Here is a 20,730-nt window from a genome sequence, read left to right on the forward strand (position 1 = left end):
CGTCATTTTTCCCCGAGTTCGACCAGATAGCCGGTCTGTCCACCGGCAATGTCGATGCGCCAGCCGCTGCGGAACTCCTGGCCGTCCACCTTGCGCCAGTCGTGGACGCTGATGGTGGCGTTGGCGGGCTCGAGTACGCGCACCCTCAGTCCGCCGGCCACAACTTCGTTGCCGTTGACCTTCGGCTCCACCGGTACGTTGATCTGGAAGATGGCGCGGGTTCCAGCGCCGAGTTTGAATTGATCGCGCACGGTCAGCTTGCGTCCGGAGAAGTCCAGTTTCCGTTGCCAGCTTCCCAGGGCCGGATTGCCGCGATAGACCGGGGTGAGATCGGCGGTCGCGGAAAACCCGCCGTCGGTGCCAGGAACAACCGTCAGCTTGGAACGCGATTCGGCGCTTTCGCACTGGTGCACGATCAAGTCCCCGCCAGGAGCGGCGCACTGGCTCGCGCTGCCGTTGCTGCGCTCGAAGCGAACGACGTTATGGACTTCGGTGCCCTGCTGGATGCCGCTGTGGCTCCAGATGTTCTCGGTAACCGCCAGCCAGTCGCGCGCGAACAGGGTGAAGGAACCCTGGTCCTGATGCGCATGGCTTTCGTTGTAGGGTCCGGCCACGAAGGACACCCACATCGCATCCTTGTCCCAGCTGGTGCGGGCGAAGAGGTGCCCAGTGCCTTCGGCAAGATAGGTCAATCGCGTCGGCGGGTCGCCGCCTTTGCCGGCCGGAAGCAGGTCGTAGCGGCTATTGAAACCGCCGCTCATGCTGGGCACGGAAATGGCGTTCAACCACCACGAGGACATGCTCAAGGCTTCGGGTTCGTTCGTCAGTTGCCGGGCTTCCAGCACCAGGCGCCGATGGTAGTCGTACAGCTCCGGCACCGAGTTGCGGGACTGGTCGCCGATGGGCGCGAACCGGTCCAGAGTCGGAACGGTGGCGTGCACCCAGTAAGCGATGCTGTCGTGCGCATGCGAACTGGCGTTGGCGAGGTCTTCACCGGTGCTGTCGCGCCATAGCCGGTAAAGCGAATACAGGCGCATATGCGCCGCGCCGTAACCGGTACCCTCGCTGCTACCGCCGCCGGGCAACTTCGCGAAATAGGCCTTGAGCGGCGGCAATCTGCGCTCGCGCAGATCCTTCATCCAGGTCTGGCTATCGCTTACCAACGCCCAATACATGGTGGCTTCCAGGAAGCTGTAGTAATAGTTGTTGCCCGGGTTGTCGGTGGACCAGCCCGTCCATGGGTGCGGTTTCCCGCCCCATTGCGCCGAACCGTGATGCCACACGTTCCATACCGCCTGCTCGGCGTAGGCGGACCAGCGCTTACGTTGGTCGGCCGGAATATCGGTGGCGCAACTGTCCAGAGTGAGGGCCAGGTCGGCGATATTCGGGCCTACTTCGAGATAGGAGTCGCCGGAAATCTCCGGACGCCCGCCCGACGCGATCGCGGCCTCGGCGTCAGCCACCTGCTTCTCCACCATGGCGACTGCCAGCTTGCAATATTTGGCGCCACCGGAAAGCCGGAACATCAGCGCCGCGTCGCTCGCCGCGAAGGCATAGCCGGGACTGCCAGCCACCGCCGAGTCGACATAGGATTTGAAGCGCGAATAAGCGGCGGACTTCTTGTCGACGAATGAAAGGTCGATCTTCAAACCGCTGGCGCCTGCCGGCGCCGCGGGCGCGCTATCGGTAGCCGGCGGGGGCGAAGGGGGCGGAGGAGATTCTGGCGTCGGCGTCTGCGGCGCCGTGGAGGGCGCAGAGGCCTGGCTGTTTCCGGCCTCGCTGCACTGGGCCATGGCCGCGGCCATCATGGCCAGGCACAACAGAAAAGCGCTGGACCAGCCGCGTCCGTGCCTGCGTGACGATGCGTTCGCCGGGACCGACTGCTGGCTCATGGCGCGCCTCCTCAGCGATTGGAATACGAGATGCTCAGGTAGACGAGGTTCTGCGAGACGCTTTGCCCTGCGGCTGTGCTGTCGCGCTTGTAGCGTTCCCATTCCAAACCCGCGCTCCAGCGGGGCGCCCAGTGGTAACGCAAGGTGGCGCCAACGCGCAGGGTGTCGTCCTGGCGGTCCAGCTGCGTGTAGTCCAGGCTCTCGTAAGTCCCATACAGCCCCAGAGTCAACGTCCGTCGCAGTCTCCAATGGAAGTCTGTGCGCACGCCATGGTTGTCCTGGTCGAACTCGTCCGAATCCACATAATTGCGCTTCTGCACATACGGCGCGACCATGAAGTCGAAACGGATATTGGTGAAGCCGTATTCCATCTCCAGGCTGCGTACCTCATAGGGCGACGCGTTCACGATGGCATCGCCCGTGAGTACGTTCTCGGGCATCGTGGCATCGGCTTCGATGCTGCTCAGCGCGTCGACGGCGGTGTCGGAGAACTGGCTGGAAGCGAGCACGGTCAGGTGATGGCGTTCGCTCGGGTTCCAGGTCGCGTCGAAGCGGAACAACGGGTCCGAGCGCGATTCGCCTTGCCGGTAATCGATCCTGGAATAACCCAGGTCCGTTCCCAGTTCGAACTGCGCCAGGGTCCGAGAATACCGACCGAAAATGTCGTAGCGGTTGTAGTCGCGGGCCACGACGTCGTCTTCGAAATCGACGCGTTGGGCTTGCACGTTCAACGAGGCCCGGCTGGTCGGGCTGAATTCCTTGATGGTGCGCAGGGCCAGGGCCAGACGCTGCGAATTGAACTCGTCGGTGACTTCGGCGTCGCTGTTCACGTAGCGAATTTCGGCCTGTCCCTGCAGCGTCGGCGACCAGTTGAACAGCAGGGTGGGGCCGGCGGAAAACACGTTGACCTGCTGACGGTTGCCGGGCGCATCGGGCACCAACGCGTCGACCGGCTGCACCGATAGATTGTCTTCGACGAGGAAGAACAATCGTTGCGGGATCGCGATCCAGTTCAGGCTGCCCGACAGCGTGCCATCGACGGTATCGGTGAAGATATCGTCTTCGTAATCGCGGTATTCGATCCGCCCATCCGCGTGCGCCTGTACCGCCGAATTGGTTTCCGTCACCAGAAAGCCCAGGCCGCTGCGCAGGTAGCGCTGATCGATGGGATCCGATGGCGCCAGGGTGACGTTGTCGTTCCACTCCATGCCCAGGTCCACGGTGTAGTCCACCCGTGCCGCCAAGGCCGTGCCGGGCATGCACGCCAGGATCGAGGCGGCGATGACCGACACGCGTAGGTAGGCACATTGGTATTTTGGTTGCATGCGCCTTCTCCTTGCGGATGCTTCAGGGCAGGTGGTTGAAAACGACGCCAGCCAGCTTCTCGGATGGGAAGCTCGCCAGCGCCGCTTCGATCTTGTCCGGCGTCACCAGGCCATAGCCGGCGACCAGAACGACCATGTCGGCCAGCTCGGACAGAATGCGAGCGTCGGGCGAACCGAGCACCGAGGGGCTGTCCAGAATGAGGTAGCGGTCCGCATAACGGCTGCGCACCGAATCGATCATGGCGCGCATGCGGAACGAACTGAAGGCTTCGCCGGTGGTTTCGCGCTGGCGACCGCTGGGGATCAAGCGCAGTCGCGGTACGCCGGTGCGGTAGAGGATCCTGGCCACGTCTAGCGAGCTGTCGTCCAGGTAGTCCATCAGTCCGCCGCCAGCCATGTCCACGCGCAGGGCGGTGTGCTGCGAAGGGTGCAGGACGTCGCAATCGATCAGAAGAGAAGTCTTGGTGTCGTCGAAAGCGAACGCGGCGGCCAGGTTGCGCGCGACGAAACTGCCGCCGCAACCATGGCTGATGGGGGCGACCAGGGTGATGAAGTTGCGTTCGCCGCCGGCCGCAAGCAGACGCGTGCGCAGCTCACGGAACGCGTCGGCTTGTTCGCGCACCGAATCGTTGCGGTGGATGACGCGGCGGTCTTCCAGTTCGCGCGTGGTCAGCGCCTTCGGTTCGTCGAGCAGCGCGAGCGAGCGGGCCGCGTCTATGCGGCGGATGGCCCCTTGCGAATGTTCGGTTTCCTGATTCACTGTCGGTTCCACGATCGGTTCCAGGTTGTCTTGTCGGTTCATGGCGTTCACGTCAGGCCATCATCTGCTTGAAGCCGAACGCCAGTCCGTACGCCAGCACGACGACGAACAGGATTCCCACGCTCATCGCCTGGCGAAGACGAAGGCGACGGTGGTCGCGCGGAGTGCGGTAGAGCGGCACCACGGTCAGCAGCTGGCGATCGGAAATCTTCTGCAACTGGCTGGCCGACCGGATGCGGGGATCGAAGCGCACCCGTAAGAACAGCAAGCCCAGCGGAACGACGACCGCCATCAATAGGCCGGCGATGGCGAAATGGAGGAAACGCAGGCCGGTGGGGCGCAGCGGCATGATCGCCGGATCCTGCACACGCAGGGTCAGGCCGCGCTCCTCACGGTCCAGCTCCATCGAGACGCGCGCGTTTTCGCGCCGGCGCAGCAGGTCCTGATAGATGTCCCGGTTGACCTCGTAGTCCCGGGTCAGCTCGGCCAGCGCGCTTTCCGACGCGGCGATGCGGCGGCTGCGGCCGAGTTCTTCGTCCAATAGCGATTCGGCGATGCCCATGCGCGACTGGGTGGCGGCCATTTCGCGGCGGGCCTGTCCCTGCTGGCTGCGCAGTTCCTGGTACAACGGATTCATCTGCGCGTCGTCGAACGGGCTGGCGCTTTTCGGCGCGGTCGCGCGCCGCTGCTCTTCATCGCGCATCGCCTGCTGGATATCGGCCATCTGGTGGCGGATGCGCACCACGTCCGGGTATTGCTCGGTGTAGGTCAGCAACAGGCGATCCAACTGGCTCTGCAGTTCGAGCAACTGTCCGCGATACAGGCTTTCGCGGGTCTGCACCGCGGTGACCGCCGATTCGCCGGAAAGCTGCGAGGTGATGGCGCTTTCGCGCGACCGCTGTTCCAGCAGCGACATCCGGGTCTGCTCGACCTGGGTACGCAACGCGCTGATACGGGTGCTGGCGTCGGTAGCGCTGCCAGGCTGCGCGTCGGCATTGGCGGAGCGGTACTTCTGCAGGTTGTCTTCGGCGTCGGTGAGCTTCTTGTGGTAATCGTTCACGCGCGCATCGATGAACTGGTAGGCCTCGCGGCTTTCGCGGCCCTTGGTAGCCAGGCTTTCCTTGATGAACATCGCGCCCAGGCGCTCGGTCACCTTGTAGGTGCGCTGTGCGTCGGAATCGCGGTAGGTGATCTCGACCAGATCGGGGCGGGAGGCGCGGATGGTGATGCGCTCCTTCAACTCTTCCAGTAAGCGGTCGCGTTGCAGTGGCGTGGGATTGTCTTCCAGCCAGCCGCCGGTCTTCAGCGCGTCTTCCAAGACTTTGCGGCTGTAGATCACCTGGCGCGCGATGCCCGCGCGGTCGGTGACGCCGGTGGCCACGGCGCGGCCTTCCAGCAGCGGCTGGATGATGTCGCTTTCCTGAGCCAGGATGGTGGTCGAGGCCGTGTAGTTCTTCGGCAACAGGAACAGGCCGGCGAACAGGGTCAGCAAGGCGATGCCCGCGAAGACCGCGACCAGCGCCAGCGTGTGGCGGCGCCCTTCGTTCAGAAGGATCGGTACGATCTCGTTCGGGGCAAGGGCGGTAGAAGGCCGGTTGACGGCCGTAGAACGGCGTCCGGGAAGTGCTTCTGCGCTCATCAGAACGTGCGCTCGGGAATGGTGATGACATCGCCCGGCGATACCGGGAAGTTGGTCGACAGATCGCCGCGATTGAGGATCTTGTCCAGGCGCACGGCGTAGGTTTCGGTGCCTTCGCCGGACTTGCGGTAGAGCTCGGAGCGATCGCCCGCGGCGAATTCGGTCACGCCACCCGCAGCCAGGACCGCGTCGAGCACGGTCATGCCCGGCCGATAGGGAATGGAAATCGGTTGCCGCACCGCGCCGGTGACGCGGACGCGCGACAGATATTCGTGGCTGCGGAGGTCGGTCAGGATCACGGCGACCTGCGGATCGCGAACGAAACTGGCCAGCTTGAGCTGGATGTCCTTGGCCACTTCGGCCGGCGTGTGGCCGCCTGCGGCCACGTCGCCCACCAGCGGCACCGAGATCATGCCGTCGGGACGGACCGGTACGGTGATACCCAGTTCCGGGTTGCGCCAGACGGACACCTGCACGATGTCGTCGACGCCGATCTTGTAGGAGTCGACAGCGGTGGCGGTCGCCTGGACAGGCGGAGGCGCAGCTCCGGTGCGGCCGCTGCTAGCGCAAGCGGTCAACAAGAGCGACAGGCAGACAGCCGTCAGGCCAGCAATAGAGCGCAACATTCCATTTCCCCTGTGTTGGTCACGTCAACTAAAACGCTGAAGGCGTGCTGTTCCGGACACATGTCGTTCCGGGCAGGGGAAACCTGAATCGGTTTCAGGTTCCGTAGAAGTCCCGATACCAGTCCACGAAGCGCCGCACGCCGGTTTCGATGGAGGTGGAGGGCGAATAGTCCGTATCGCGCTGCAAGGCGCTGACATCGGCGTAGGTGTCGGGCACGTCGCCGGCTTGCAACGGAAGCAGGTTGCGCTCGGCCTTGCGGCCCAAGCATTCCTCCAACACTTCGATATAGCGCAGCAGCTGCACCGGCTGGTGGTTGCCGATGTTGTAGACGCGATAGGGCGCGGTGGAACTGGCTGGAGTGGGATGCAGCGGGTCGTAGGTCGGGTCCGGCCCGGGAACGCGGTCCAGCGTGCGGATCACGCCCTCGACGATGTCGTCGACGTAGGTGAAGTCGCGCGTGTGGTGGCCGTGGTTGAACACGTCGATGGGTTCGCCCGCCAGTATCTTGCGGGTGAACAGGAACAGCGCCATGTCCGGGCGCCCCCATGGCCCGTAGACCGTGAAAAACCGCAAGCCGGTGGTGGGCAGGTTGAACAGATGGCTGTAGGTGTGGGCCATCAGTTCGTTGGCCTTCTTGGTGGCGGCATACATGCTGACCGGATGGTCCACGCTGTCTTCCACCGCGAACGGCAATTTCTTGTTCGCGCCATAGACCGAGCTGGAAGAGGCGTACACCAGATGCTCGATGCCGCGATGGCGGCAGGCTTCCAGGATGTTGAGGAAGCCGACGATATTGCTGTCCACATAGGCCTGCGGATTTTCCAGCGAATAACGCACGCCGGCCTGTGCGGCCAGATTGACCACGCGTTGCGGTTTGAATTCGTCGAAGGCGGCCTCCAGCGCGGCGCGGTCTTCCAGCGAGGCTTGTACGAAGCTGAAACCTTCCAGTGGCAGCAACCTGTCCAGCCGCGCCTGTTTCAGCCGCGGGTCGTAGTAGGCGTTGAGGTTGTCGTAACCCAGCACCTCATCGCCACGGGCCAGCAAGCGCTGGCTCAGGTGTGAGCCGATGAAGCCGGCGGCGCCGGTGACCAGTACGCGCATTCAGAACATCTCCGTGGATCGCGGGTGCAAGTTTACGGCAGGCGGCTTCTCGGCAGATAGCAGTCCACACGCAGACGGGCGGTAGCCGCTTTCACAGGCAGTCGTCGACGCTCTGCCGCGGAAGGGCGCGCTTGACGTCGAACAGGACCGCGTCGGGCTTGCCGAAGGCGCGGATGCCTTCCGCGCCCAGGGCGATGAACTCGCGGTGCGACACCGCCAGGATGATCGCGTCGTACTTGCCCTGTTCGGGCTGTCCGATCATTTCCAGGCCGTACTCGTGCCGCGCTTCGTCCGCATTCACCCACGGGTCGTGGATATGCACGTTGGCGTTGTAGCTGCGCAGCTCCGCCACGATATCCACGACCCGGGTATTGCGTACGTCGGGGCAGTTTTCCTTGAACGCCAGGCCCAGGATCAAGATATTGGATTGGGTGGTCTGCAAGTTGCGCTGCGCCATCAGTTTGGCGGTGCGGCGCGCGACATGGCTACCCATGCCGTCGTTGATGCGGCGCCCGGCCAGGATCACGTCGGGGTGGTAGCCGATCTGCTGGGCCTTGTGGGTCAGGTAATAGGGGTCCACGCCGATGCAATGGCCGCCGACCAGACCAGGGCGGAAAGGCAGGAAGTTCCACTTGGTGCCGGCGGCTTCCAGCACTTCGTGGGTGTCGATGCCCAGACGGTGGAAGATCAGCGCCAGTTCGTTGATCAGGGCGATATTGACGTCGCGCTGGGTGTTCTCGATCACCTTCGCCGCCTCGGCGACGCGGATGCAGGAAGCCTTGTGGGTGCCGGCGGTGATGATCTGGCGATACAGGTCGTCGATGAAGTCCGCGGCCTCGGGGGTCGAGCCTGAGGTCACCTTCATGATCGTTTCCAGGCGGTGTTGTTTGTCGCCCGGGTTGATGCGCTCGGGGCTGTAGCCGGCATAGAAATCCCGGTTGAAAGTCAGGCCCGATTCGCGCTCGATGATCGGCACGCAGATTTCCTCGGTCGCTCCCGGGTAGACCGTGGATTCGTAGATCGCCACGCCGCCCTTGGCGATCGCGCGGCCCACCGTGCGGCTTGCCGATTCCAACGGCCGCAGATCGGGCCGTTTGTATTCGTCGATCGGCGTGGGCACGGTGATGATGAAGACGTTGCAGCCCTTCAGTTCTTCGGGGTCGTTGGCGAAGCTGAGATCACGGGCTTCGCGCAGTTCCTGTTCCGAAACCTCCAGCGTATGGTCGTGGTGCTGGCGCAATTCGGCGACGCGCTTGGCGTTGATGTCGAAGCCGAGGGTCTTGAAGCGGCGTCCGAAGGTGGCTGCCAATGGCAGGCCCACATAACCCAGGCCGATGACGGCGATGCTGATCTGGTCGCGCGAAGGCAGTGCGGCATCCATACGGAAGGTGGCTCTCGTCTATAGGTGGACATGCTGATGAGATCTAGACGTATAACGTCTAGGCGGACGGAGTCTAGCCGATGCCGTCTGCAGGCGTGCTGCACACGATGGATGCGGAATCCCCCTTATGGCCGACTGAACGCGCAAAACGCCTTGGTCAGGACACGTGGAGGTTTGTCCGATGCCACCGCCGTATTGCGTAAACCTGTGTACCAGGGCGAGTGCGGCCCGGTCCACCAGGGGAATCGACGATGCGCATCCTGCTTTGCGGCGGAACCGGTTATATCGGTTGCCATGCCTATCTGGTACTGGCCGCGCGCGGGCACGAAGTGACCATTGCGGACAATTTCAGCAACAGTTCCCCGCAGGTGCTGCACCGGCTCGAAACGCTGACCGAATCCTCCGTCAATTTCCATCGTGTCGACATGCGCGACCGGTTGGCGCTCGCAAAACTGTTCTCCACCCGCCGGTTCGATGCCGTGGTCCACTTCGCCGCGCTGAAGGCGGTCGGCGAATCCTGCGAACGCCCACTCGATTACTTCGACAACAACATCAGCGGCACTATCAACCTGCTGCAGGCGATGCGCGAGGCCGAGGTCCGCAACCTGGTGTTCAGTTCCTCGGCGACGGTTTACGGCGATCCCGAGCGCCTGCCCATCCGCGAAGACGCGCGCTTGCAGGTCACCAATCCCTACGGCCGCACCAAGCTAGTGATGGAAGAATTGATCGGCGACGTGTGCAGGGCGGATCCGGCTTTCCGATCCGCGAACCTGCGTTATTTCAATCCCGTCGGCGCCCACGAATCGGGGATGGTGGGAGAGGATCCGGGCGGCATCCCCAACAACCTGATGCCGTACATTTGCCAAGTGGCGGTGGGTCTGCGCGACAAGCTGAGCGTGTTCGGCGGCGACTGGCCGACCGTCGACGGCACCGGCGTGCGCGACTACATCCACGTCATGGACCTGGCCCGCGCCCATGCCGACGCACTGGACTATCTGGCTCGCGAGGACCGCAACCTTACCGTCAACCTGGGAACCGGCAAGGGCGTCAGCGTGCTGGAGCTGGTGCGTGGCTTCGAGAAAGCGTCCGGCCGGAACATCCCCTACGAAATCGTCGACCGCCGCAATGGCGATGTCGCCGAAGTCTACGCCGACCCTTCGCTGGCCCAGCGATTGCTGGGCTGGCGCGCCGAGTTCGATGTCGATGCCATGTGCCGCGATGCCTGGCGCTGGCAGTCGCTGAATCCGCAAGGTTACGCGTCGTTGTTTTCGACGGAATCCGATAGGGCTCTGGCCACTGCCTGAGGTTGTTTCATCCAGGCGAAGTGGTCTGCGCGTACGCCCAGCGCTGTCCGGTCCAGGAGGGTCAGGGTCGCGGCTGCGCTCGGCATCTTTTCGAGAAGGGCCAGCATCGATCGGCGCGGCGCTAGCCAGTCTTCCTTGAACAGCACTGCCTGCGTTCGCGCAGGGACCATGGAAAGCGCCGCTTCGAGATTCGCTTGCATGCCCGCAGCCGCGTAGCGGTTGCTGAGGCCCACGTTCGCCCAGTCGCGCATCAAACTGCGCGCCTCGTCGCCCGCAAAACCCAGGCGTCTGCCGTGGAAGACGCCGCGACGGTCGGCGATCCACGGTACGAACTGGTAGGCGAAGGGGAGGACGCAACGTTTGGGCGCAGGAAAGGTACGCCAATACGGCGAACCGCTGGCCACCAGCCACAGGCGGTCGAATGCCCCGGAATTCAGGCCCAGATAGCACGCCGCGAACTGCGCGCCGATGCTGTGGCCGCCGATGATGCGCTGCTTTGCGTCGCAGTGTTCGACCGAGGCGGCGTGGCTGCGCGCGATGTCCAGGGTCAGTATGTGGCGATAGCCCCAGTCCACCTGCCGGCTCGGGCGCAGGTTGCTGCTGCCGTTGCCGCGCATTTCCTGCAGGAACACCGCGACGCCCTTGGCCGCCAGCGCGTCGGCGAACGGAAGGTAATGCCGTGCCGCCACGCCAAGCGCCGGCAGCCAGAGCAATGAAGCCTGCGGATGCGCGGGAATGCGTGCGATGAGGTTGTAGCGGTGGCCGTCGTCCGTGGACAGCGGGAGTTCGATTTCCTGGATGCTCATCGTGCGGGCGCCGCTCCGAAATGGTCGAGCACCACTATCTCGCCGCGTCCTGGACGGTAGCCTTTGCGCAGAGCGGCATGCACGTAATCCGACGCAGCGGAACAGGCTTCGGTCAGCGCAAGGCCCAGGCACAGGTTCGCCGCGATCGCCGAGGCCAGCGTGCAGCCGGTGCCATGGGCTTCGATGCGCAGGCGCGGATGCGCGATCTCGACGATGCCTGCTTCGTTGGCGAACAAATCCACCACATCGCCGTCGTCGGGCAAGTGGCCGCCTTTCAGGAACACAGCCGCCGCTCCCAGCGAAAGCAGCTCCGCCGCGGCCGCGCGCATGCTTGCAAGATCGGGGATGGCATGGCCCAGCAACAGTTCGGCTTCCGGCAGATTGGGTGTCATCAGCGAAGCGAGCGGAGCCAGGCGCAGACGCAATGCATCGAGGGCTGCGTCTTCCAACAGCTTGGCTCCGCTGGTCGCCACCATGACCGGATCCAGAACCACGAAAGGCGGCCTGTACGCCTCCAGCGCGTTGGCGACCGCATCGATCACGTCGGCATTGGCCAGCATTCCCAACTTGACCGCGCCGATGTCGAAATCCTCGAAGCAGGCTTCGATCTGCGCGCGCAGAAAGTCCACGGGAGGGACGTTCACCGCAGTGACTCCACGGGTGTGCTGCGCGGTCAGCGCGGCAATGGCCGATAACCCATGCACGCCGTGCGCTGCGAAGGTCTTCAGGTCCGCCTGGATGCCGGCGCCGCCGCCGGAATCGGAGCCGGCGATGGTTAAGGCAGAGAGGGGTCGTACGATGCTCAAGCGTCGGTGGCCTTTGTGTTTTTTCCGGAATCGAGCAGGGTTTCGGCCAACTGCAGCGCCGATTCGAAATCCGCGACGAAATGCAGTCCACCTTCATGCAGGTCCAGTCCCATTTTACGGACAACCTCAAGCGGTTGGGCCTGCAGGCCCGAGATGATCAGCACGATGCCGCGGCGGCGGCAGCGGTCGAGCAGCGTTTTCAGCGCATGGACGCCGCTGGCGTCGATGATCGGCACCAGACGCATGCGCAGGATGAAGACCTGTGGAGGGTCGAAGAACTGATCGAGAAGCTCATCCAGCCGGCTGGCCGCACCGAAGAACAGCGGTCCGCTGATCTGGAACGCTTCCACGCCTTCGGGCAGGCGCGCTCGTTGCGTTGGATCGGCGCCGCTGGCGCGGTCGTCGCCGTTCTCGTCGATCAGCTTGATCCCGGAATTGACTTCGAACGCATCGGCCATGCGGAACATGAAAACGAAGGCCGCGGTCACGATTCCCGCCTCGATGGCGATGGTCAGATCGAAGAAAACCGTCAGGAAGAAGGTCAGGAGCAGGACTAGCCGGTCGCCTTTGGGCGCCGACAACGTATGCCGGAAATGCTGGTACTCGCTCATGTTCCAGGCCACCACCAGCAGCACCGCCGCCAGCGCGGCCAGCGGCACATAACGCATCCACGGCGTCAGCAGCAGCATGAACACCAGCAGGAAAGCGGCATGCAGCATGCCCGCCACCGGCGAACGCCCGCCAGCGCGTATGTTGGTGGCGGTGCGGGCGATGGCGCCGGTCGCAGGCAAGCCGCCGAACAGCGCCGCACCCACATTCGCCACTCCCTGCGCCACCAGTTCGCCATTGGAACGGTGGCGGCCGCCGGTCATGCCGTCGGCGACCACCGCCGACAACAAGGATTCGACGCCGGCCAGGAAGGCGATGGTGAAGGCGCTGGGCAACAGTTCGAAAGTACGTTCGAACGGGATGCGCGGAAAATCGAAGACCGGCAACGATGACGGCAAACTGCCGAAGCGGCTGCCGATGGTTTCCGCCGGCATCGCGAACGCGATGCAGACGCCGGTGCAGACCAGCAGGGCGATCAGGAAACCGGGCCAGTTCGGCTTCCAGCGCCGCAACGCGATGATGATGGCAAGGCCCAATACCGCAAGCGCGACCGCCGCCGGTTGCGTGGTCGCGATGTGCCTAGCGTAAGCGGACCAGCGCGCGAAGAACTCCGCGGGCACGCTTTCCATCCGCAATCCCAGCACGTCCTTGACCTGGCTGGAAAAAATGCTGACCGCGATGCCGGCGGTGAAGCCGGTGATCACCGGTTGCGGCATGTATTTCATCAGCGTACCCAAGCGCAACAGGCCGGCGCCGATCAGCATCAGCCCAGCCAGCAACGTGCACAGAATCAGGCCGCCGAAACCGAATTTCTGGATCACCACGAACACGACCGGAATGAACGCCGCCGTCGGCCCGCCGATCTGCACTCGCGAGCCGCCCAGCGCGGAGATCAGGAAACCGGCGATAATCGCGGTATACAGGCCTTTTTCCGGCGTGGTGCCGCTGGCGATCGCCAGCGCCATGGCCAATGGCAGCGCGACGATGGCGACCGTGAGCCCGGCGATGGCGTCGGCGCGCAAGTCGGTCCAGCGGTAGCCGCCACGCAGCACGGTGTACAGCTTCGGTACGAACATGCGCCCGTACTGCGCGGCATCCATCGACATCAGGCGGGTTCCTTCAGGCGCACGCCACGTCCACGCCCCTGGCTGGGCTGCTCGTTGCCGATCAGTTCGATTCCGGCGGCATCGAGTGCCTCGATGATCTTGGTCAGCGTGTCGACCACGCCACGCACATTGCCCTTGCTTGCCTCCATGCGCTGGATGGTGGGCAGCGAGACGCCGGCCATCTCGGCCAACGTTCGCTGGTCGATACCAAGCAGCGCGCGCGCGGCCCGCAATTGCGCGGCAGTAATCATTTGCGCCCCTAAGGCAGTGGATCAGGGGATTTATTCGAGCATATGAAGCATGCTGGTGCAATTACTGTAAATGCATAATGATGTATAAAACATCATCCAGACTGAGCCGCTAGTCAATGGTCGGGCATCGGTCTGCGCAGAACGCCGGGCTGGGAAGCCAACCCGGCATCTGCAGTCAAAGCACTTCCGACGCGTAATCGGCCAGCCGCGAACGCTCGCCACGGCGCAGCGTTATGTGCGCGCTGTGCGCCCAGTTCTTGAAGCGGTCCACGGCGTAGGTCAGGCCCGAGGTGGTTTCGGTCAGGTACGGGGTGTCGATCTGCTCCACATTGCCCAGGCAGACGATCTTGGTGCCGGGGCCAGCACGGGTGATCAGCGTCTTCATCTGCTTGGGGGTGAGGTTCTGCGCCTCGTCCAGGATCAGATAACGGCTGAGGAAGGTGCGGCCGCGCATGAAGTTCATCGAGCGGATCTTGATGCGCGAGGCGAGCAGGTCGTTGGTCGCCGCGCGGCCCCAGGCGCCGCCGTCCTGGTTGTGGGTCAGCACTTCCAGGTTGTCGGTCAGCGCGCCCATCCAGGGCGTCATTTTTTCCTCCTCGGTGCCGGGCAGGAAGCCGATGTCCTCGCCCACGCTGACGGTGGCGCGGGTCATGATGATCTCGCGATAGCGTTGCTGGTCCATGGTCTGGGCCAGGCCCGCGGCGAGCGCGAGCAAAGTCTTGCCGGTGCCGGCGGTGCCGAGCAGGCTGACGAAATCGATTTCCGGATCCATCAGCGCGTTGAGGGCGAAATTCTGCTCGCGGTTGCGCGCGGTGATGCCCCAGACCGCGTGCTGGGTGCTACGGAAATCATCGGCCAGCGCCAGCGTCGCTTTCTTGTCGGTCCCGATCTTGGCGACGCGGAATTCCACCTCGTCGTCGCCAGGCAGGTACAGGAACTGGTTGGGATACCAGTCCTCGTCCTCGGTCATAGTCACTTCGTAGCTGGTGCGTCCGGCCTTGTCGCTCCACGAGCGCAGGTCTTTCTCGTGACGGTCCCAGAAGTCCATGGACAGCTCGGTCGCGCCGGTGAACAGCAGGCTGAAATCGTCGAGCGCGCGGTCGTTTTCGTAGTCTTCGGCCACCAGTCCGCTGATCGCGGCTTTGATGCGCAGGTTGATGTCCTTGGACACCAGGATGACCGGAACCTCGGGATGCTGTTCGCGCAGTTCCAATACCGCGGCGAGGATCTTGTTGTCGGGAGCGACGGTGCCGAAGGTGCGGTCCAGCGCCACCGGCTTGGTCTGGAAATAAAGCTTGCCGATCGCGCTCTGCGACTTGAGCTGCAGTCCCTGCGGATGGCTGAGGACGATGCCCGCGTCGATCTGCTCGGCGCCGGCGCCTTCGATCAGCTCGTTGAGGAAGCGGCTGACCTGACGCGCGTTGCGGCTGACTTCGGTCATGCCCTTCTTGGCGTTGTCGAGTTCTTCGATGACCTGCATGGGCAGGAAGACATCGTGTTCCTCGAACTTGAACAGCGCGGTCGGATCGTGCATCAGCACGTTGGTGTCCAACACGTAGATGCGCTTGCTTCGGGTCATCTAGACAGCCTCGCGGAGGGTGGGGTGTGGGATCGGGTGCAACAGGTGGATCTGGCGCAGCATCGCGCCACCGCAGCCCGCAGGGCGGGGCAGTGACGTAATGAGGAAAAAGAGTCGGTCACTGCTTGCTTGCGACCTTCAGTGCTTCCAGTACCGCTTCGGCATGGCCGGCGACCTTCACTCCGCGCCATTCCTGCGCGATGCGTCCGTCCGGCGAGATCAGGAAGGTGCTGCGGACCACGCCCAGCACTTTGCGGCCGTACATGTTCTTCTCGTGGATCACATCGAAGGCCTTGCATAACGTCTCGTCGGCATCGCTGACGAGAGGGAATTTGAATCCCTGCTTGGCGCAGAAGTTGTCGTGCGATTTCACCGAATCCCGCGACACGCCAAGCACGCTAGCGTTGAGTTTCTTGAACTTCGGTAGCAGCGCGTTGAAGTCGATGCCTTCGGTGGTGCAGCCTGGCGTGCTGTCCTTCGGATAGAAATACAGCACCAGCCACTGGCCGGCGTAGTCGGAGAGTTTCGCGGTTTCGCCGCCGGACAGCGCCAGCGGAAGCTTCAGCGTGGTTTTGCTCAGGGCCGTGCCGGTTGCTGTCATCAGGTCAGAACTTCATCGGGTCCATGATCGCGTCCAGGTTCAAATGGTCGCAGAATTCGAGGAAATCGTCGCGCAGCGCGGCGATGTGCATGTTGGCGGGCACGCCGATGGTCACCTGCGCCGAGAACATCTCCGCGCCGGTCTGCATGGCGCGATAGCGCGTGCTTTGCAGGTTTTCGATGGTGATGCCCTGGCGGTCGAAGAAATCGGCCAGTTGGAACAGGATGCCGGGCTTGTCCGCCGCCACCACTTCCACGATATAGGGCAGCAGATTGGACTGAACGACTTTGGCGCCGGTGCGGTACCAGACCAGCTTCAGGCCTTCCTCGCGCTCCAGCCGGGTCAGCATGGCCTCCAGCTTGGCCACCGCATCCCACGAGCCGGTCGCCAGCGCGGTCACCGACACATCGCGGCCCACGGTGGAAAGGCGCGCATCGACCAGGTTGCAGCCGCTATCGGCGATCCGGCGCGTCACCGACAGGAGCGGCGACTCCGGATGCGTCGTATAGGCGTTGATCAGGAGATGGTTCTCGTTCGGCGAAGGCCGGGCGTTCGAATCAGTCTGTGGGGCTTCAGGCATCACTTCTAGTCTGAATGGCGACCGGGCAGGTGCCTGGTGCATAGCCCAGCATACTTGCCCGCGCTTTCCAGCCGCAAGTAACATCGCAGGGTGCGCGGCGATCCGCGCGACCCCATTCCGAAGGCAACCGCTTGTCCCTCTCCGGCAGTATCACCGCACTTGCGACACCGTTCACGGTTGCCGGCGATCTCGATCTCGATGCCTGGCGCCGTTTGCTGCGGCAGCAGCTCGATGGCGGTACCCAGGGCATTGTCGTGGCCGGTTCGACCGGCGAAGCCGCGGCATTGACCGATGCCGAATACGACATTTTGCTGAAAACCGCGGTTGAAACCGTGGCCGGCCGAATCCCCGTTTTGGCGGGCACCGGCCAGATGAACACCGCCAAGACCATCGCGCAGACCCGCCGTGCCGCCGCCGCAGGCGCGGATTTGGCGCTGGTGGTGACCCCGCCGTACGTGCGCCCGACCCAGGCCGGGCTGATCGCTCATTTCAATGCCGTGGCCGATCAGGGCGGACTGCCGGTGGTGCTGTACAACGTGCCCGGCCGTACCGGCTGCGATCTGCTGCCTGAAACCGTGGCCGAACTGGTTTCCCATCCGAACATCGTCGGCATCAAGGAAGCGCGCTCGGAACCCGAGCGCATGTCGGCCTTGCTGGCCCTGCGCAGCGAAAGCTTCGCGGTGCTGAGCGGCGACGATCCCACGGCCTGCCGCGCCATGCTGGCGGGCGCGGACGGTTTGATCTCGGTCGGTTCGAACGCGCTGCCACGATCATTCCGCAAGCTTTGCGACCTGTCTCGCGGCCGCGAACGGGCCGCGGCGGAACGCCAGGATGCGCGGATGCAGGATTTCTATGCCTTCTTCGGCGTCGAATCCAATCCCATCCCGGTGAAGGCGCTGTTGCAGCGTTTGGGTTACGGTGCGGGCCTGCGCCTGCCGCTGTTGCCGCTTTCCGATGCCCATGTCGCCGAGGCGGACCGTCTGTATGACGCCACCGCGGTCATAGAAGAACAATCCGGCCGCGAAGCCGTCGCGGCTTAATTCAAGCCAGCCGCGAAGTAGTCGCGGCTTAACACCAGAACTTCCAGGAGATTACCCATGCGTTCCCATTCCCCGTTCCTGCGCCCGCTCGCCATCGCGGCACTGGCCATCGCCGTGCTTGGCGTCACCGGTTGCAAGTGGTTCCGCAAAGGCAATCCGGACTACGCAATGAGCGCCGAGACCAGACCGCTGGAAGTGCCGCCGGATCTCAACCTGCCCAACACCGCCGGCGCCATGCAGCTGCCACCGACCGGCGCCCCGACCACTCCGCAGGGCGTGGCGACTTCCGCGACCGGTTTCAACGTGGCCGGTCCGCGCGATGAGGTGTTCGCCAAGGTCGGCGACGCGCTGGCGGGCGTGGAAGGCCTGACCATCGCCAGCCGCGCGCAGCTGCTGGGCAGCTACGACGTCGCCTACGAAGGCAGCAACTTCCTGGTGCGCGTGGTAGCGGTGGAGGCTGGCACCTATGTGTCGGCTGTAGATCCGCGCGGCCTTCCCGCAGCGGGATCGGCGCCGAAACTGATGGCGGCGCTGAAGGCGAAGCTGGGCGGCTGATTGCCCGAGTTGAGAATTGCGAAAAGGGCGCCTCGGGCGCCCTTTTTTGTTGCTGTTCGCCGCTGTCGGGGCCTCCCTCTGCTGCGCCCCCGCAATGGCAGCGTCAAGGCCAAGCAATCTTGTAGGGCGGGCAGTGCCCGCCGCTTTGGCACAAGAGCTGGCGGGCAGTGCCCGCCCTACGCTCTGGAGCGTTTGTCGCTATGGAGTTGTCCCTCAGCGCTCCAGCAACGGCAGCTTGTCTGTTTTTCCTTCCCATTCCTTCGCATCGGGCAGCGCTTCCTTGCGTACGGTGATGACCGGCCAAGCCATGGCCAATTCCTTGTTCAGCGCCACATAGCCTTCCTGGCCGGCGGGGACGTCGTCTTCGGGATAGATGGCATTGATGGGGCATTCCGGCTCGCACAGAGTGCAGTCGATGCACTCGTCAGGGTCGATCACCAGGAAGTTGGGACCCTCATGGAAACAATCCACCGGGCACACCTCCACGCAGTCGGTGTACTTGCACTTGATGCAGTTCTCGGTGACGACGAAGGGCATGGGTCCGATCCGATGGGGGGTACGGCAAGTTTAGAGCATCGCGAGTCTAGAGCGCCGCAAGGGCGCTGTTGCGCGGCATCGCCGATATCGCGCAGCGGCAGGCGAAAAAAAGCCCGGCCAGAAGCCGGGCTTTGCCAGCGATTGCCCGGGCCGGGAGCGACCGGCTCCAGGCGCGGAAAGGGAATTTGGTGCTCCCTAGGGAATTCGAATCCCTATTTTAGCCTTGAGAGGGCCACGTCCTAACCGTTAGACGAAGGGAGCTTTTGGTAAGCAGCGTCGCGACGGACTAGTATATTCGCCAGTCCGTGCCTGCGGCAAATGCCCGACAGGCCGGAACCAGCCCGGAACCCACCCGAAACATTCCTACAGACGGACCCGCCACCATTACGTCGCAAGCCTTCCCACCCGCCGTCTCCCTGCGCGTCATCCCGCGCGACCAGCACAACATCTCGCGAAAGGACATCAGTCCCAATGCGCTGCGCGTGTTGTACCGACTGCGCGATTCGGGCTTCGCCGGCTATCTGGTCGGCGGCGCGGTCCGCGACCTGCTGGTAGGCGGGCACCCGAAGGATTTCGATATCGCCACCGACGCCACCCCGGAGCAGGTCAAGGCGCTGTTCCGCAACAGCCGTTTGATCGGGCGACGCTTCCGACTGGCGCACGTGGTGTTCGGTCGCGAGATCATCGAGGTCGCCACCTTCCGTGCCAATGTCGACGACGGCAGCGGCGACCGCGAGCAGCATGAAGGCGGCCGCCTGTTGCGCGACAACGTCTACGGAACCATCGAGGACGACGCGGTGCGCCGCGATTTCACCGCCAATGCGCTCTATTACGCCATCGAGGATTTCTCGGTGCGCGATTACGTCGGCGGTTTCGAGGACGTGCAGGCGCGCAGCATGAAGCTGATCGGCGACCCCGAGCAGCGCTACCGCGAAGATCCGGTACGGATGCTGCGCGCGATACGGCTGGCCGCCAAGCTGGGTTTCGAGATCGATCCCGCCTCGGCCGAGCCGATCGCGCGATTGGCGCCGCTGCTTTCCGAAGCCGCTCCGGCCAGATTGTTCGAGGAACTGCTGAAGCTGTTCCTTTCAGGCAATGCCGTAGCCAGTTTCGAGGGTCTCGAGCGCTTCGGTCTGTTGCCGGCGATCCTTCCCGAGACCGCCGCTGCACTCGCTTCCAACCGCAGCGGCGCTCTGCGCAGCATGCTGCTGGAGGGCCTGCGTGGTACCGATGCCCGGGTGGCCAACGACGAACCGGTTTCTCCGGCCTTCTTGTTCGCGTTGTTGTTGTGGCCGGCGTATTGCCGCGCGTTGATCGGCCTGCAGGCCCAGGGCGTGAATGCGGAAGAGGCCCAGCGCCGTGCCGCCGACCGGGTGACCCTGCACCAGCTCGGCACGGTCGCCTTGCCGCGCCGTTTCTCCCTGCCCATGCAGGAAATCTGGCTGCTGCAATCGCGCTTCAGTTCGAGGCAGCGCAAGCGGGTGATGCGTCTGCTGGCGCATCCGCGTTTCCGCGCCGCCTACGATTTCCTGCTGCTGCGACTGACCGCGTCCAGCGAGCACGCGGAAGACGTGGCTTTCTGGCGTGAAGCCCAGACCCAGTCGGGCGAAGAGCTGTCGGCCGCTCTCGGCGTGGCCGCTCCCCGGGACGTCTATGCCGAAGACGACGCCGCGCCGCCCAAGCGTCGCCGCCGTCGCCGTCGTTCCGGCAGTGCCGCGCCCGCCACGGAATGACTCCTCCCGTTATCGCCTTCGTCGGCCTGGGCGGCAATCTGGGCGATGCCGTCGCGACCCTGCGTTTGGCAGTCCAAGCCTTGGCCGACTTGCCCGAAACCCGCCTGCTGCGGGCGTCGAGCTTGTACCGGACACCAGCATGGGGGTTGGAACAGCAGGCGGACTTCATCAATGGCGCCGCCATGCTGGAAACGCGGCTCGAAGCGCGTCCCTTACTGGAGGCCTTGCTTGCGGTCGAGCGCGATTTCGGCCGCGAACGCGGGGCGGCCTCGCGCTGGGGCCCGCGCACGCTGGATCTGGACTTGCTGCTCTATGGCGATGCGGTGATCGGCGAACCCGGTCTGCAGGTGCCGCATCCGCATCTGCACGAGCGCGCCTTCGCCCTGGTGCCTTTGCTCGAGATCGCCCCGGATATCCTCATTCCCCGGCAAGGCCGCGCGCAGGATGCTCTGTCCAACCTGGATATCTCGGCCATAGAGTCGTTAGGGTGATAATCAA

20 protein-coding genes and 1 tRNA gene are annotated in these 20,730 nt (G+C 64.0%); 5 read left to right on the top strand and 16 right to left on the bottom strand.

The genetic code is table 11. The features are described from left to right. Positions 1-2: 2 nt before the first annotated feature. The 7 genes from J2W94_RS03025 to tviB all read right to left on the bottom strand — a co-directional run bounded on the left by J2W94_RS03025 (position 3) and on the right by tviB (position 8,725). Entirely contained in the window at positions 3-1,892 is a 1,890-nt protein-coding gene (locus tag J2W94_RS03025; protein ID WP_310090187.1) for a heparinase II/III family protein, read from the bottom strand. An 11-nt stretch (positions 1,893-1,903) separates the two neighbouring features. Further along, the gene (locus J2W94_RS03030; RefSeq protein ID WP_310090188.1) at positions 1,904-3,217 is read right to left on the bottom strand and encodes an outer membrane beta-barrel protein; all 1,314 of its coding nucleotides are present in this window, start codon (positions 3,215-3,217) and stop codon (positions 1,904-1,906) included. A 22-nt stretch (positions 3,218-3,239) separates the two neighbouring features. Continuing rightward, positions 3,240-4,019, bottom strand: a complete 780-nt coding sequence (locus J2W94_RS03035; protein ID WP_310090192.1) for a polysaccharide biosynthesis protein — start codon at positions 4,017-4,019, stop codon at positions 3,240-3,242. A 10-nt stretch (positions 4,020-4,029) separates the two neighbouring features. Then, positions 4,030-5,616 carry an XrtA system polysaccharide chain length determinant gene (locus J2W94_RS03040; protein ID WP_310090194.1) on the bottom strand — a complete coding sequence of 529 codons (1,587 nt, stop codon included), beginning with the start codon at positions 5,614-5,616 and terminating at the stop codon, positions 4,030-4,032. Beyond that, on the bottom strand, positions 5,616-6,242 hold the full coding sequence (locus J2W94_RS03045) for an XrtA/PEP-CTERM system exopolysaccharide export protein (protein WP_310090197.1): 627 nt from the start codon (positions 6,240-6,242) through the stop codon (positions 5,616-5,618). The genes J2W94_RS03040 and J2W94_RS03045 overlap by 1 nt, the downstream gene beginning before the upstream one ends. A 94-nt stretch (positions 6,243-6,336) precedes the next feature. Then, the gene (locus tag J2W94_RS03050; RefSeq protein ID WP_310090199.1) at positions 6,337-7,344 is read right to left on the bottom strand and encodes an NAD-dependent epimerase; all 1,008 of its coding nucleotides are present in this window, start codon (positions 7,342-7,344) and stop codon (positions 6,337-6,339) included. A 91-nt stretch (positions 7,345-7,435) separates the two neighbouring features. Next, the gene (gene tviB, locus J2W94_RS03055; RefSeq protein WP_310090200.1) at positions 7,436-8,725 is read right to left on the bottom strand and encodes a Vi polysaccharide biosynthesis UDP-N-acetylglucosamine C-6 dehydrogenase TviB; all 1,290 of its coding nucleotides are present in this window, start codon (positions 8,723-8,725) and stop codon (positions 7,436-7,438) included. Between the two features lie 251 nt (positions 8,726-8,976). On the opposite strand from tviB, the gene galE reads away from it, so the two are divergent. After that, complete coding sequence (gene galE / locus J2W94_RS03060; protein WP_310090202.1) at positions 8,977-10,029, top strand: UDP-glucose 4-epimerase GalE; 1,053 nt, start codon at positions 8,977-8,979, stop codon at positions 10,027-10,029. Here the strand turns inward: galE and J2W94_RS03065 are convergent. The 7 genes from J2W94_RS03065 to J2W94_RS03095 all read right to left on the bottom strand — a co-directional run bounded on the left by J2W94_RS03065 (position 9,978) and on the right by J2W94_RS03095 (position 16,367). Beyond that, positions 9,978-10,835, bottom strand: coding sequence for an alpha/beta hydrolase family protein (locus J2W94_RS03065; RefSeq protein ID WP_310090204.1), 858 nt, complete (start codon positions 10,833-10,835; stop codon positions 9,978-9,980). The genes galE and J2W94_RS03065 overlap by 52 nt on opposite strands. After that, a complete protein-coding gene (gene thiD / locus J2W94_RS03070) occupies positions 10,832-11,641 on the bottom strand; it encodes a bifunctional hydroxymethylpyrimidine kinase/phosphomethylpyrimidine kinase (RefSeq protein WP_310090206.1) in 810 nt (269 codons plus the stop codon). Before thiD ends, J2W94_RS03065 begins: the two co-directional genes overlap by 4 nt. Next, positions 11,638-13,356 (bottom strand): SulP family inorganic anion transporter, encoded by a 1,719-nt coding sequence (locus J2W94_RS03075; protein ID WP_310090208.1) that lies wholly within the window; start codon positions 13,354-13,356, stop codon positions 11,638-11,640. The genes thiD and J2W94_RS03075 overlap by 4 nt, the downstream gene beginning before the upstream one ends. Continuing rightward, positions 13,356-13,607: a helix-turn-helix domain-containing protein gene (locus J2W94_RS03080; protein ID WP_310090209.1), complete on the bottom strand. Its 252-nt coding sequence runs from the start codon at positions 13,605-13,607 to the stop codon at positions 13,356-13,358. Before J2W94_RS03080 ends, J2W94_RS03075 begins: the two co-directional genes overlap by 1 nt. A gap of 175 nt (positions 13,608-13,782) precedes the next feature. Then, positions 13,783-15,186, bottom strand: coding sequence for a PhoH family protein (locus J2W94_RS03085; protein WP_310090212.1), 1,404 nt, complete (start codon positions 15,184-15,186; stop codon positions 13,783-13,785). Positions 15,187-15,304: 118 nt separating this feature from the next. Beyond that, positions 15,305-15,787 (bottom strand): peroxiredoxin, encoded by a 483-nt coding sequence (locus J2W94_RS03090; protein WP_310090214.1) that lies wholly within the window; start codon positions 15,785-15,787, stop codon positions 15,305-15,307. A 4-nt stretch (positions 15,788-15,791) separates the two neighbouring features. Then, positions 15,792-16,367, bottom strand: coding sequence for a glycine cleavage system protein R (locus J2W94_RS03095; protein ID WP_310090216.1), 576 nt, complete (start codon positions 16,365-16,367; stop codon positions 15,792-15,794). Between the two features lie 131 nt (positions 16,368-16,498). On the opposite strand from J2W94_RS03095, the gene dapA reads away from it, so the two are divergent. Then, a complete protein-coding gene (dapA, locus tag J2W94_RS03100) occupies positions 16,499-17,407 on the top strand; it encodes a 4-hydroxy-tetrahydrodipicolinate synthase (protein ID WP_310090218.1) in 909 nt (302 codons plus the stop codon). 57 nt (positions 17,408-17,464) lie between these two features. Further along, entirely contained in the window at positions 17,465-17,962 is a 498-nt protein-coding gene (locus J2W94_RS03105; protein WP_310090220.1) for a hypothetical protein, read from the top strand. Between the two features lie 213 nt (positions 17,963-18,175). Here J2W94_RS03105 and fdxA read toward each other — a convergent pair whose 3' ends face one another. Beyond that, complete coding sequence (fdxA, locus tag J2W94_RS03110; RefSeq protein ID WP_093280480.1) at positions 18,176-18,499, bottom strand: ferredoxin FdxA; 324 nt, start codon at positions 18,497-18,499, stop codon at positions 18,176-18,178. Positions 18,500-18,685: 186 nt separating this feature from the next. Further along, positions 18,686-18,760, bottom strand: a tRNA-Glu gene (locus tag J2W94_RS03115). 98 nt (positions 18,761-18,858) lie between these two features. On the opposite strand from J2W94_RS03115, the gene pcnB reads away from it, so the two are divergent. Both pcnB and folK read left to right on the top strand, forming a co-directional pair. Beyond that, the gene (gene pcnB, locus J2W94_RS03120; protein ID WP_430540563.1) at positions 18,859-20,232 is read left to right on the top strand and encodes a polynucleotide adenylyltransferase PcnB; all 1,374 of its coding nucleotides are present in this window, start codon (positions 18,859-18,861) and stop codon (positions 20,230-20,232) included. Continuing rightward, positions 20,229-20,723, top strand: a complete 495-nt coding sequence (gene folK, locus J2W94_RS03125) for a 2-amino-4-hydroxy-6-hydroxymethyldihydropteridine diphosphokinase (protein ID WP_310090223.1) — start codon at positions 20,229-20,231, stop codon at positions 20,721-20,723. Before pcnB ends, folK begins: the two co-directional genes overlap by 4 nt. The last annotated feature ends 7 nt before the right edge of the window (positions 20,724-20,730 follow it).

It is taken from the genome of Pseudoxanthomonas sacheonensis (assembly GCF_031455975.1).
In the GTDB taxonomy this organism is placed as follows: Bacteria; Pseudomonadota; Gammaproteobacteria; order Xanthomonadales; family Xanthomonadaceae; genus Pseudoxanthomonas_A; species Pseudoxanthomonas_A sacheonensis_A.

Coding starts and splice junctions, on each gene's coding strand:
- J2W94_RS03075 (WP_310090208.1), bottom strand. CDS start 13,356: ATGTCGATGGATGCCGCGCAGTACGGGCGCATGTTCGTACCGAAGCTG.
- J2W94_RS03090 (WP_310090214.1), bottom strand. CDS start 15,787: ATGACAGCAACCGGCACGGCCCTGAGCAAAACCACGCTGAAGCTTCCG.
- J2W94_RS03025 (WP_310090187.1), bottom strand. CDS start 1,892: ATGAGCCAGCAGTCGGTCCCGGCGAACGCATCGTCACGCAGGCACGGA.
- folK (WP_310090223.1), top strand. CDS start 20,229: ATGACTCCTCCCGTTATCGCCTTCGTCGGCCTGGGCGGCAATCTGGGC.
- galE (WP_310090202.1), top strand. CDS start 8,977: ATGCGCATCCTGCTTTGCGGCGGAACCGGTTATATCGGTTGCCATGCC.
- J2W94_RS03065 (WP_310090204.1), bottom strand. CDS start 10,835: ATGAGCATCCAGGAAATCGAACTCCCGCTGTCCACGGACGACGGCCAC.
- tviB (WP_310090200.1), bottom strand. CDS start 8,725: ATGGATGCCGCACTGCCTTCGCGCGACCAGATCAGCATCGCCGTCATC.
- J2W94_RS03085 (WP_310090212.1), bottom strand. CDS start 15,186: ATGACCCGAAGCAAGCGCATCTACGTGTTGGACACCAACGTGCTGATG.
- J2W94_RS03080 (WP_310090209.1), bottom strand. CDS start 13,607: ATGATTACTGCCGCGCAATTGCGGGCCGCGCGCGCGCTGCTTGGTATC.
- J2W94_RS03035 (WP_310090192.1), bottom strand. CDS start 4,019: ATGAACCGACAAGACAACCTGGAACCGATCGTGGAACCGACAGTGAAT.
- J2W94_RS03040 (WP_310090194.1), bottom strand. CDS start 5,616: ATGAGCGCAGAAGCACTTCCCGGACGCCGTTCTACGGCCGTCAACCGG.
- fdxA (WP_093280480.1), bottom strand. CDS start 18,499: ATGCCCTTCGTCGTCACCGAGAACTGCATCAAGTGCAAGTACACCGAC.
- J2W94_RS03050 (WP_310090199.1), bottom strand. CDS start 7,344: ATGCGCGTACTGGTCACCGGCGCCGCCGGCTTCATCGGCTCACACCTG.
- J2W94_RS03045 (WP_310090197.1), bottom strand. CDS start 6,242: ATGTTGCGCTCTATTGCTGGCCTGACGGCTGTCTGCCTGTCGCTCTTG.
- J2W94_RS03095 (WP_310090216.1), bottom strand. CDS start 16,367: ATGCCTGAAGCCCCACAGACTGATTCGAACGCCCGGCCTTCGCCGAAC.
- J2W94_RS03030 (WP_310090188.1), bottom strand. CDS start 3,217: ATGCAACCAAAATACCAATGTGCCTACCTACGCGTGTCGGTCATCGCC.
- J2W94_RS03105 (WP_310090220.1), top strand. CDS start 17,465: ATGCGTTCCCATTCCCCGTTCCTGCGCCCGCTCGCCATCGCGGCACTG.